The sequence below is a fragment of the Bradyrhizobium sp. LA6.1 genome (assembly GCF_040547805.1).
Lineage (GTDB): Bacteria > Pseudomonadota > Alphaproteobacteria > Rhizobiales > Xanthobacteraceae > Bradyrhizobium > Bradyrhizobium barranii.
Genome location: NZ_JBEPQK010000008.1, coordinates 1 through 11,122 on the forward strand (window position 1 = coordinate 1; position 11,122 = coordinate 11,122).

Annotated in this window: 10 protein-coding genes; 3 read left to right on the forward strand and 7 right to left on the reverse strand. The window is 63.2% G+C overall.

All coding sequences use genetic code 11. The features are described 5' to 3' along the window. Nucleotides 1-171 precede the first annotated feature (171 nt). Together ABIB99_RS21025 and ABIB99_RS21030 are read right to left on the reverse strand one after the other, a co-directional pair. The gene (locus ABIB99_RS21025) at nt 172-492 is read right to left on the reverse strand and encodes a hypothetical protein (RefSeq protein ID WP_354177414.1); all 321 of its coding nucleotides are present in this window, start codon (nt 490-492) and stop codon (nt 172-174) included. 19 nt (nt 493-511) lie between these two features. After that, complete coding sequence (locus ABIB99_RS21030) at nt 512-1,135, reverse strand: glycosyltransferase family 2 protein (protein ID WP_354177415.1); 624 nt, start codon at nt 1,133-1,135, stop codon at nt 512-514. Nucleotides 1,136-1,499: 364 nt separating this feature from the next. On the opposite strand from ABIB99_RS21030, the gene ABIB99_RS21035 reads away from it, so the two are divergent. Beyond that, the gene (locus ABIB99_RS21035) at nt 1,500-2,798 is read left to right on the forward strand and encodes a glycosyltransferase (protein ID WP_354177417.1); all 1,299 of its coding nucleotides are present in this window, start codon (nt 1,500-1,502) and stop codon (nt 2,796-2,798) included. Nucleotides 2,799-2,852: 54 nt separating this feature from the next. Here ABIB99_RS21035 and ABIB99_RS21040 read toward each other — a convergent pair whose 3' ends face one another. Together ABIB99_RS21040 and ABIB99_RS21045 are read right to left on the reverse strand one after the other, a co-directional pair. Then, complete coding sequence (locus tag ABIB99_RS21040) at nt 2,853-3,479, reverse strand: alpha/beta hydrolase (RefSeq protein ID WP_354177419.1); 627 nt, start codon at nt 3,477-3,479, stop codon at nt 2,853-2,855. Then, nucleotides 3,476-4,414 (reverse strand): ring-cleaving dioxygenase, encoded by a 939-nt coding sequence (locus ABIB99_RS21045; protein WP_354177421.1) that lies wholly within the window; start codon nt 4,412-4,414, stop codon nt 3,476-3,478. The genes ABIB99_RS21040 and ABIB99_RS21045 overlap by 4 nt, the downstream gene beginning before the upstream one ends. Before the next feature lie 129 nt (nt 4,415-4,543). Here ABIB99_RS21045 and ABIB99_RS21050 point away from each other — a divergent pair, with 129 nt between their 5' ends. Then, nucleotides 4,544-5,455 (forward strand): LysR family transcriptional regulator, encoded by a 912-nt coding sequence (locus ABIB99_RS21050; protein ID WP_354177422.1) that lies wholly within the window; start codon nt 4,544-4,546, stop codon nt 5,453-5,455. Between the two features lie 88 nt (nt 5,456-5,543). Here the strand turns inward: ABIB99_RS21050 and ABIB99_RS21055 are convergent, their stop codons facing one another. From ABIB99_RS21055 to ABIB99_RS21065, 3 genes are all read right to left on the reverse strand, one after another. Then, the gene (locus tag ABIB99_RS21055; RefSeq protein ID WP_354177424.1) at nt 5,544-6,092 is read right to left on the reverse strand and encodes a DUF4760 domain-containing protein; all 549 of its coding nucleotides are present in this window, start codon (nt 6,090-6,092) and stop codon (nt 5,544-5,546) included. 214 nt (nt 6,093-6,306) lie between these two features. Beyond that, nucleotides 6,307-8,997 (reverse strand): hybrid sensor histidine kinase/response regulator, encoded by a 2,691-nt coding sequence (locus tag ABIB99_RS21060; RefSeq protein WP_354177426.1) that lies wholly within the window; start codon nt 8,995-8,997, stop codon nt 6,307-6,309. Further along, nucleotides 8,994-10,025 (reverse strand): ABC transporter substrate-binding protein, encoded by a 1,032-nt coding sequence (locus ABIB99_RS21065; protein WP_247308722.1) that lies wholly within the window; start codon nt 10,023-10,025, stop codon nt 8,994-8,996. The genes ABIB99_RS21060 and ABIB99_RS21065 overlap by 4 nt, the downstream gene beginning before the upstream one ends. Nucleotides 10,026-10,320: 295 nt before the next feature. On the opposite strand from ABIB99_RS21065, the gene ABIB99_RS21070 reads away from it, so the two are divergent. Then, nucleotides 10,321-11,076 (forward strand): hypothetical protein, encoded by a 756-nt coding sequence (locus tag ABIB99_RS21070; protein WP_071915470.1) that lies wholly within the window; start codon nt 10,321-10,323, stop codon nt 11,074-11,076. Nucleotides 11,077-11,122 lie beyond the last annotated feature (46 nt).

Consider the following 11,122-nt stretch of genomic DNA (forward strand, 5'->3'; position numbering starts at 1 on the left):
CGGCTAATCGCTGCGATCGCGGCCTGAAACGTCCTCGGCACCTAACTCTCAGAACCGACCTCCCGTGAAACTGCTTTTTACACGGCCAAGACCCATAGCGGACCTTGCCATTTCGAGCGGCGGTCAGTTAGCTGCGCTATCAGATCAGAGCGTTCCCGCAGAAAGGATGAATTAAATTGCACCCGGCGCGCGCGCCCGAGCACGGATGATCTTGTTGAGAGCCATCAGGACCGAGGGGCGCAGGATTTGGATTGCGTCACGGATCGTTGCGCCGAGTGGCTGCCGGCCGATCCGTCCGCGTAGTCGAGCAACCCGCAACGCACGCACGACCGTTTCAGGATCGGGAAGTTCTCCTTTATCTTCCAAAAGGCTCCAAGTGAGGCGTTTGAGATCGACTGTCTCTTGGTCAATGTGAGTGAACGACCCGTCTGCCGTGATGCAGGGGTGGTTGGTCATGTCGTAAAAGATAAGACCATCGTCTATTGCTACCATGTCACCATGGCAGGCCAGATCAATGAAGAACAGTTGGTCGACCCCCCCAACTTATCGACTTGTAGTTTCGCATCAGGCAGCCGGCTTTGACGACGTTGCTATTGACCAACAGCGTCGATGGGACAATTCCGAGCGACCGCGTTTTGCCCACCAAATAGAGATCAGTCAGGCACTGTTGGCCCGAATACACGTAAATCTCACCCCCTTGCCGGTACTTTATGCCTTTGTCTTGCACCAGATGGCTTGTGGAGGTGATGACTGCCGCGGCGGGGTAGGCCAACGCAAGTCTCGCGAAAGACGTAAGCGCCCCTGGCGCGAGCCAGTCGTCGTCATGCAACAATTTGATCCAGGGACCGCGACACGCAAGCATCGCATTGTTCGTGTTCTCGACCTGACCACGGCCTCTGCGGTTCTCGACGACTCGGATGCGCGGTTCTGTGCTGACATATTCGGACAAGAGGCGACAACTCTCGCCCACTAACCCTTCGTCGTCGCTGATCACCATTTCCCAATCGGAGAAGTCCTGCTGCAGCACGCTTTCGATCGCGCGTTGCAGCCCAAAAGGACGTCGAAAGGTTGGGATCGCGACCGAAATGAACGACCGGAGTTCCGCCTCGCTGCTCGACAGTTCTGCTGGAGACACAATCATCATCCCCTAGACGCAAGACCGCTCAACAATAACAGTTCTCGGGGAGCGGCAACATCCTAGATGTCCGGATGTGGCCCTTAGCGGACAAATCCGCGTCCTGAACTGTTGGACCGCTTTTGCCGCTTAGCGAACCTGGCCATCAGCTCAAATGTCCGCTTGGCCCATAAGCGGCCTTCCTCTCCTTACAGCTGTAACCGTCTCCCTCTGGGGAGACATCGTCCGGTAGCGCGCGCGGCTTCATTCTTGGCGTGGCTCGCGCGGACACAAGCGCGGCCACGCGTCCGTCAGGAAGCCTGCATTGGGTTGCCCAGGATGGATTGCGACAGCGCATTCGCAACCGTGACGAAAGGGTTCTACGATGTCCTATAATTTTCTGCTGGCGTCATGGGGGACCCTCGGGAATTTGAGCCCGCTGCTGACTGCGGCGCGGAGGCTGCACCGGAATGGACATCATATCCGGGTGATGGCGGATCCGGCGATGCGCTCTGAAGTCGAGGCCTCCGGCTTTGCATTTGTAGCATGGCGCCGCGCCCCGACCGGAAGGGCTGCGGATCCGGTGGACGTCTCGGATGTGAAAGATTTTCTACGCCAGGCCGTCTTTGATCCTGCTGCGCTCTATGCGGCCGATGTCCGGGATGAGATCGGGCGTATGCCGACGGATGCCGTTCTCGTGCTTGACGTGCTGTTTGGTGCTGCGCTCGGGGCGGAGGCGTCAGGCGTGCCTTTCGCGCTTCTGTCCCCTCATGTCAGCATTCGGCCCCTGCCGGGAATGCCGCCGGCTGTCAGCGGGTTGAGCCAACCGAAAACGCCGGAAGAGCGCGCCGAGGTCGACGCCGCCAATGCCAAGCTTACCGAAACACTCAATGTGTTTCTGCCTGGTCTCAACCGCGCGCGTGCCGATCTGGGTCTTCCGCTTCTGGCAGATGTCTTCGATCTGTTCGATCGGGCCAACCGGCTTTTGCTCGCGACCAGTCGAGCGTTCGACTTTCAAGCTGACTCGCTGCCCGACAATTTCCGCTACGTCGGACCGCTGCTCGATGTGCCGAACTGGTCCAAATCTCGGCAGACTGAGGCATGGCGAGCGCCATGGTCGGCTCAGTCGGGTCGTCCTCGCGGGCTGATCGCATGCAGCACGGGCGCGCAAGGTCAGCGCGAACTGTTTCAGCGCATTATCACAGCGATGGAAGCGGTCGAGATCGATGCCCTTGCAACAGCCGGTCCCAATGTCGACGTCGCCGATCTCAGGGCTCCGAACAATGTGCATTTGGTCCGCGGCGCTCCCCATGACCTCGTCATGAAGGATGTTTCCGTGGTGATCTCGCAAGGCGGCCACGGAACGACCACGCGTTCACTCATCAACGGGCTGCCGCAGCTCATCCTGCCGATGGGGCGGGACCAGGCCGCCAACGCCGCGCGCGTCGAAGCAAAAGGGGCAGGGCTTCAATTGCCTCCAACCGCCTCCGAAGCGGAAATTGCCGCGGCGGTGAACCGATTGATTGCAGAGCCGCAATTCAGGATGGCGGCCCGTCTGCTCGGCGAGGCCATGAAAGTCGATATCGATCGGTCCGGCCTCGTCGACGAGATGGAGGCGATCGCCGCCATTGGCCGCGCGGCGAGACCGCAACCGAAGAAACAACCGCTTCGAAAATCTGCCTGACATTTCGCAAGACGGGTCGGCGCATCGTTCGTGAACGATGCGCCGCTCGTTGGTTCATGCCGCTTTGGCGTCGACGCTGCCGATCCAGTTGCGGGCCAGCGTGACGTCGGCCTGCGACAATTGATGGCCCGCCGGCAGGACCTTGTGGTCGACACGCGCGCCGGCTTCCGACAACAGCGCCGCAAGCTTTGCCGAGTTGCTCGCCGGCACGATCGGATCGGACTGCCCGGACAGCAGCAGAATCGGCTTGCCACCAAGCTCCGCCTTCGGCGGAGCCGACAGCGGCACCATGGCACGCAGCAGGACCGCGCCGGCCAGGACGTCCGGCTTCAGCAGCAACAGCGCGGCTGCGATGTTGGCGCCGTTGGAGAAGCCGACCGCAACAGGCGCGGCGATGCCGTGTTGCTGCCGCGCATCCGCGACGAAGTCGCCGAGCTCCAGCGCGCGCCGGCGCACGTCGTCCTCGTCGAACACGCCTTCGGCGAGGCGACGGAAGAAGCGCGGCATGCCGTGCTCGAGCACGCGGCCGCGCGGCGAGAGCAGCGCTGAGCCGGGCGAGATCATCTTGCCGAGCCCGAGCAGGTCGTTCTCGTCACCGCCCGTGCCGTGCAACAGCAGCAGCGGAGGGGAGCCCGCGCTTGTCCCGGGCTCGAAACGATGGATGAATGTGCTCTCGGTCATGACGCGCTTTCTTCCAGGCTCGGCAGAACATTTTCGATCTGCTTGCGCTGCGCTTCGAGGAAACTCGGCAGCTTCAGATCACGTCCCAGCGTTGCGACCGGTTCATCGACGGCGAAGCCGGGGATGTCGGTCGCGATCTCGAACAGCACGCCGCCGGGCTCGCGGAAGTAGATCGAGCGGAAGTAGTTGCGGTCCCTCTGCTCGGTCGGATGCAGGCCGTGATTGCTCACGAGCTTTTGCGCCATCCGGCCCTGCTCGGCGTCATCGGCCGCGCGGAAGGCGATGTGGTGGACGGAGCCGCCGCCCTGATGTCCGCGCAAGAAGCCCTTGGCTTCGTAGATGTCGACGACGCTGCCTTCGGCATCGCCCGGCGCCTTTAAGCGGATCACCGAGCCCTCGCGTCCGGTCTCCTTGAAGCCGAACACGTCGGTGAGCACGGAAGCTGTCTTCGCGGCGCTGTCGAGCAGCAAGGTTACGCCATGGAAGCCGCGGATCGCGTGCTCGGCCGGGACGTCGCCATTGCTCCAGCCGGGCTCGTTCTCGGCACCGGGGACACCCACAAGCGCGAGCGCCATGCCGTCAGGGTCGGTGAACGGCAGGACGGACTCGCCAAAACGCTTCTCCAGCGCCTCGTAGGCGATGCCCTTCTCGGTGAAGCGCTGCGTCCAGTAACCGAGCGAGCGCTGCGGCACGCGGAAGGCGGTCTGATGGGTCTCGCCGACGCCGCGACGCCCGGCCGGCACGCCGGCCCAGGGGAAGAAAGTCAGGATGGTGCCGGGGCGGCCGGTCTCGTCGCCGTAATAGAAGTGATAGGTGCCGGGATCGTCGAAATTGACCGTCTTCTTGACGAAGCGCAGGCCGAGATCCCGGGTGTAGAAGCCGAAATTGCGGATGGGGTCGCCGGCGATCGCGGTGACGTGGTGCAGTCCAGACATTGTCGTCCTCCAGAATTCGGGGAGCGGTCTTGCTCTGGCTCGAAATATCGTTCCGCTTTGGATTGGAGACAATCCATGCAAATATGACGTCTATGTCTACGATTTGGAAACAATCGCCGGGGCCGGCCCTTGGATAAGGTCGCCAGCCTCCGGGCCTTCGTGAAGGTGGTCGAAAGCGGCAGTTTTGCCGAGGCGGGCCGGCAGCTCCGGCTGTCGCGCTCGGCGATCAGCAAATACATCGCCGACCTCGAAGAGAGCCTCGGCGTCCAGCTTCTGAATCGGACGACGCGCCACGCCAGCCCGACCGAGAACGGCCAGCGCTACTTCGAGCGCGCGGTCGTGATCCTCTCGGAGATCGAGGCCGCCGACCAGGCGGTGGCGCAGGCCCAGTCGGCGCCGCGCGGCCTGTTGCGGGTCAACGCGCCGATGTCGTTCGGCACCATGCGGCTTGGACCGGTGCTCGCCGATTTCATGGCGCGCTATGGCGAGCTTCAGCTTCAGATCGTGCTCAGCGACGATCTGCTCGATCCCGTCCAGGACGGCTTTGACGTGACGCTGCGGATCGCGGAATTGGAATCGTCGAGTTTGATCGCGCGAAAAATCATGCCGGTGGCGCGCATGATCTGCGCTTCGCCCGATTATCTCGCGCGTCACGGCACGCCAAAGCATCCGCAGGATCTGCGCGAGCACGCCTCGCTGACCTACGGCTTCCTGCTGACCGGCAATCAGTGGAAGCTCACCGGCACGGATGGCGATCACTGGATCCAGCCAGCCTGGTCGCTCTGCGTCAACAACGCCGAAGTGCTGCGCGACGTCGCGATCAAGGGCAGGGGGCTCGCGCTGCTTCCGGAGTTCATTGCTGCCGATGCGTTGAAGAAGGGCGAGCTGCGGACGGTGCTGGACGACTATTCTGCACCGCCGCTCGCGCTCTATGCGGTCTATCCGCCGACGCGGCACCTCTCGGTGAAGGTGCGGCTGTTTATTGATTTTCTGGTTGAGCGGTTTGGGCGCGAGGAGGAGGCGGGCGCGCGGACGCGCTGAGGTAGGCGCGGGCTCATCAGGCGACCGATGTCTGCTTGGCCCCCAAGCAGCGACCCAGAAAGAGGCGCGTTCGGCGATCTTGCTTCGTTCAGGGCGAGAGGGGGGTGTGGGCTCTTTCAATCCTGCGTTGCTTTGCTCTTTTTTCGTATTTTGCTTTTACGACCGGGTCTTGCCATCGAGTACTCAGAGTCTCTAAGTCAAAATACATCAGAGGCTCCTTGTCATTTTCTCGACGCCATTTGATGAGCTCTGCACATTGATCGTGGCACCATGGCAGTAAGCCGGACCAGGAGTCGAACGCCAGGCGGTCGTCAAAAACTTTACGATTTATCCCGATCGCTATTAGCTCACAGATATTAAGCCATGTACGAACGGCGTTGTGTTCAGTTGTCGGAACGTAGGCGCCGAAGTCGAAATTCGACTGTTTGAACTTCTCGATCTCGACTTTGAAGGCTGCGTAGGTGGACAAGCATTCCTTGTCCATTGACGATTTCAAGAAGAAATCGATTGTCGCACGCTTACGAGCGATGTCTCGCTGAACGCCAATCGAATGGATTGCGATTGCAGAGGCTCCTAGGGCAATGCACGCCGTTGCCCATTGTGGAACGGAGCCCCAATCGGTCAAGTCATCACCCATTTAACTGCATGGTCGAGATATCTAAGCGCAAGGTCGAAAGACTGCATTGCAAATTGTTCCTGTCGCCGCAATGCGTGTAGTATTTCAAATGTTCCATCAAAGCGAAAGCCCCATAGAGTAGCAATCGTTGGCTTTGGATCAGTAGCGGAAGGCGCTAGCGATCAGATGGTCCGCCAGGGCCAAATCCGGGCTCGGCAAACCGGTCTGAGCATCCCTAACTGACAGAACGCTGCTCGGCGGGCCGGAGCAGATCGTCGAGCGCGCTCATCGAGGCATCACGAAGTGCGGCGAGATCGCGCGCGGCGCTTTGGCATTCGGGTGGCGACATCGAGGGCGCCGCCAGCTCAATCTCGCGGCTGCGCTCGAACAGGCGCACGAGGCCGAGCGCGCTGGCGGCGCTGCCGAGCTGGTGCGTGAGCCGCGCAAGCTGCTTGTGATCGCCAATCGCTGCCGCCTTGGCGATGTCTGCGATCAGCTTGCCGCTGGTCTCCCCCAACAAATGATGGAGCTTTTCGATTTGCGCGGGGCCGAGCAGCTCGCGCTGGTCGTCGAGGAAATGCCGGTCGATCAATGCGCCTGCAGCGAGTTGCGCCGCGGCCGGCTCGTCCGGGGCGTCCTCGATCGCCTCGCGCAGCGCGTTGATCAGGATCGGCTTGCTGACGACCTTGGCGATGCCGGCACCTGCGAGCCGCTCGCGGGCGCTGGAGGAGACGTCGGCGGTCACGGCGATGATGCGCGGCATCCGCGGCAGATTGAGCTTGCCGATCCGCGACGCCGCCTCGACGCCGTCCATGTCGGGCATGTGCAGGTCCATCAGGATGATGTCGAACGCCTGATCGCGGGCGAGCGCAATGGCCGAAGCGCCGTCTCTCGCGATCGTCGCGCGATGGCCGAGCCGGTTCAGAATGGCTTCGCCGACCTCGCAATTGACGGGATCGTCGTCGACCAGCAGCACGCGGAGCTGCCGCGACGGCGGCGGGACCGCGCCTTGCGCCACGCCGCTTGCGGCGCGGCCGAGCGGCACCTGAAGCGTGAACGTGCTGCCCGCGCCCGGCGTGCTCTCCACCGTCAGCTCGCCGTGCATCAGGCGCGTGAGCCGGCGCGCGATCGCAAGTCCGAGTCCGGTGCCGCCGAACCGCCGTGCAATGCTGTCGTCGGCCTGGACGAAATCGTCGAAGATGCGCTCGTGCATGTCGGGCGCAATGCCGATGCCGGTATCGCGAACGGTGATGCGCAGCAGGACATGATCGTCGCGTTGCTCGGCGGCCGCCGCGAGCGCAATTCCGCCGTGCGGGGTGAACTTGATGGCATTGCCGATCAGATTGAGCAGGATGCGGTTGAGCCTGACCGGATCGCCGTGCACCGATGTGTCGACCGTCGCATCGCAGGCGAGGTCGAAGGTCAGGCCCTTGCCGAAGGCTTGCGGACACATCAGCTCCGCGGCGGTCTCGATCAGCTGGTGAAGGCGGAAGTCGCGCGTCTCCAGCGTTTCGGTGCTGGCCTCCAGGCGGGCATATTCCAGGATGGCATCGACCAGCGCGATCAGCGTTTCGCCCGATGCCTCCGCAGTCGCGAGGTGGCGGCGCTGGGCCTCGCCGAGGCTGCCGTCGTCGAGCAGCTGCAGCACGCCCATGACGCCGTTCAGCGGCGTGCGCAGCTCGTGGCTGACGACGGCGAGGAAGCGCGACTTGGTCTCGTTGGCCAGCACGGCGGCCCTGCGCGCGCGCTCGGCCGCGTCATGCTCGGCCAGGGCGTGGTCGCGGGTCTTTTCGAGCTCCGAGGTGCGCTCGATCACCTTGCGCTCGAGCGTCGCGTAGGATTCGCGCAAGTGAGCGGCCATCCGGTTGAACTGGTCGCCGAGCGCTTCCAGCTCGTCGCCGGTCTTGATCGCGAGCCGCAGGCCGAGATCGCCGCTGCCGATCCGCCGCGCGCCCTGCGTCAGGATCTGGATCGGCACGGTCATACGCCGGCTCAGCCAGAGGGACACCAGGACCGCGCAGGCGAGCAGGACGACCAGGAGAAACGTCGCGCGTCCGATCGATGCATAGATCGGGGCGTAGGCCTCGCTGAGCGGAAGCTCGACGAACACCAGCCAGCCGAGCGAGGGGACCGTCGCATAGGTCGACAGCACGCGCTGGCCTGACAGATCCCCCTTGACCAGGCCGCCCGAAGGCGGCCCCACGCCGTCGAGTGCGGCGCGCACGTCGGCATGCCCGGAGAGATCGGTCCGTTGCAGCGCCGGCCACAGATCGGGATGCGCGATCAGGACTCCCATGCGGTCGACCACATAGGCCTTGCCGGTGTTGCCGACCCTGATCCCGGCGACGAGGTCCCAGATGAAGCGCAGATTGACGTCGGCCACGATCACATTGGGATTCCGCCCGGTCCCGCGCGTGGCGAGCGTCATGAACGGCTCGGTGTCGCCGAGGAAGTACACCGGCCCGTAATAGGCCCGGCTTTCATTGGCACCACGGAAGGCCGGCGAAGCCGAGAGATCGGCCTTGCTGCCGACCCTGTCCGCGACGCGGCGCGACACGCGCACCTGCTCGCGGCCCTGCGAATCGAGCTCGGCAATTTCCGCGATCGCAGGCGAGAGGCGCAGGAGCCGGATCGCGTTCAGGCGGTCGTCTTCGTTGCTCGACAGCTCCGGAGGCAGCCGCGAGAGCCATCTGATCTGGCTTTCGATCTGGCCGATGAACTGGCCGATCTGGATGGCCGCGCTTGCTGCCTGCTCGCGCTGGGTCGCCGCGAGAAGCTGCTTCTGCTCGCGATAGGAGAACCAGACGTCGAAGCCGGTGTTGATGGCGAGTGCGGCAAAGGCGAGGGCGACGATCGAGTAGAGATATTTTCGGAACAACCGGCCCGGGGGCGTCCGCAAATGCCCCTGGTCGATCGCCTCGTTCACTCGCGGATCTCGTCAGCGCGCGCCAGCAGCGTGAATGGAATGTTCAATCCGAGCGAGCGGGCGACTGTGCGGTTGATCAGGAGTTCGTATTTCCGCGGCGATTGCACCGGAAGATCCCCGGCCTTGGTGCCGCGCAGGATGAGATCGACGTAATCGGCCGAGCGCACCTCCAGCGTCGGCCCGTAGCTCATCAGTCCGCCCGCATCCATGAAATAATGGAACGGATAGATCGTGGGGACGCGATGCTTGGCCGCCGCCGCCACGACCGCCTGACGGTGGACCACGAGGAAGCTGTCGACCAGCGCAACCAGCGCCGCCTTGGGCGGTTCGGAAAAGCGCCTGATGGTTTCGTCGATGTCTGTTGGCGCGTTGACGGGCGCGGGGGCCACGGACACCCCTGATGTCGCAGCCTCCTGCTCGATCGATTCGAGGAAGAAGCGCCCGGCGCGGGGCGTGGTCGCCGGGTTGAAAAGGACGCCGACGCGCGCGAGACCCGGCACCGCCTCCCGGATGAGCTGAAGCCATTTGCCGCCCATTTCGGCGGTGCTGTTGGTGAAGCCGGTGACGTTGCCGCCGGGATGCGCGAGGCTTTCGACGAAGCCGTTGCCGACGGGATCGTTGGCGGTCGCGAAAACGATCGGGATGGTTTTGGTGGCGGCAAAGACTGCGGCGGTTTCGATGGTCGAGCCGGTCAGGATCACGTCCGGCTTGAGCTCGAGCAACTCCTGGACCGCGGTCTTGAGCTTGTCCGGTCCGCCGAAGGTCGAACGAAGTTCGAGGCGGAAGTTGACGCCTTCGACCCAGCCTCGCTGCCTCAAGCCGACGATGAGACCACCCAGGCGGGAGGTCGGGCTGTCGGTCATGCTCCGTCTGGTCAGTTCGTCGTCGAGCGGCAATCCCGTCAGCGAGGCAACGATCCGCATGCGATCTGACGTTGCGCCGAGCGCAATCCAGCCTGCGGCGGTTGTGCCTGCGAGGCGAATGAAGCCGCGGCGATCGAGCGCGAACGCGGAAGGCCGTTCGGTCATGGAATTCTTTGCACGATGGTCTGTCCCAGCCGGATGCTTAACGCGAAAGGGCGGTGTCCACAATTGATGAAAAAATGCGCTTATGAATGTTCATTCGCAGCATTCGGCAGTCCGATACCGTATTCCTACCCCGCCAAAGAGTCGCTGTTTCGAGCTTTGTCTGCTCCGTGACGATCTGCAACGCATTGTGGCGTTGCAACATTTTCCGTCTCGTTGAGACGACGGTTCGGAGAAGTCGATTTCTGAGCGGCTGATTTTTTGAAGCGTTGTTTCAGGTTTGTTTCGAAGGTTTTCGATGCGCAAAATCTATCTTCTTCCGGCCCTCGTGGGCCTGCTGACCTCAGTTGCAGCTGGGCCGCTCGCGGCTCAGGGAGTAGTGCCGAAGCAGAAGGCTGCGCCGGCACCCAGAGCCGCCGCTGCCGGTGCGGCGCCGGCTGCCGCCGCCGGTGCGCCGGTCGCTGCTGCGACCGAGACGCCGACCGCCGGTGCGGACGACAAGACGGCCAAGGCGATCGACGGCTTCCGCTCCGCCAAATTCGGCATGAACGAATCCGACGTGCGCGCGGCGATGACCAAGGACTTCAGCGCCAAGCCCGACGCGATCAGGGCGCAGGACAACGCGTCCGAGCTGACGCACAGTCTGCTGCTCTCCGTTCCCGAGCTGCTGCCGAACGGCGGGACTGCCGAGCTCTCTTATGTGTTCGGCTACAAGTCCAAGTCGCTGATCCAGATCGGCGCGGTCTGGTCGAAGGGGACCGACACGGCGATGACGCCGGAGAAGCTGTTCTCCAACGCCAACATCCTGCGCGCCCATTTCATGGGCGAAGGCTTCAAGCCCGATTCGATCGCGATGAACATGCCCGTCGCCGGCGGCATCGTGATGTTCCGTGGCAGCGACGCCAAGGATCGCTCGGTGATCCTGCTTCTGCAGGGCACGTTCGAGAACAAGGAGAACAACCAGCGTGTGCTGACCCCGACCAGCCTGCTGCTGTTCTACGTGGCCGACGCCAAGAGCCCCGACATCTTCAAGCTGCCGCCCGGCCAGTTCTGATGCCGGACGACCTCACGACATTCTCCCACCCGGTTGTGGATCGGCG

Excerpts from the sequence above, each read along its gene's own strand:
- ABIB99_RS21035 (WP_354177417.1), top strand. The coding sequence starts at position 1,500 with ATGTCCTATAATTTTCTGCTGGCGTCATGGGGGACCCTCGGGAATTTG.
- ABIB99_RS21065 (WP_247308722.1), bottom strand. The coding sequence starts at position 10,025 with ATGACCGAACGGCCTTCCGCGTTCGCGCTCGATCGCCGCGGCTTCATT.
- ABIB99_RS21025 (WP_354177414.1), bottom strand. The coding sequence starts at position 492 with ATGGTAGCAATAGACGATGGTCTTATCTTTTACGACATGACCAACCAC.
- ABIB99_RS21045 (WP_354177421.1), bottom strand. The coding sequence starts at position 4,414 with ATGTCTGGACTGCACCACGTCACCGCGATCGCCGGCGACCCCATCCGC.
- ABIB99_RS21040 (WP_354177419.1), bottom strand. The coding sequence starts at position 3,479 with ATGACCGAGAGCACATTCATCCATCGTTTCGAGCCCGGGACAAGCGCG.
- ABIB99_RS21055 (WP_354177424.1), bottom strand. The coding sequence starts at position 6,092 with ATGGGTGATGACTTGACCGATTGGGGCTCCGTTCCACAATGGGCAACG.
- ABIB99_RS21070 (WP_071915470.1), top strand. The coding sequence starts at position 10,321 with ATGCGCAAAATCTATCTTCTTCCGGCCCTCGTGGGCCTGCTGACCTCA.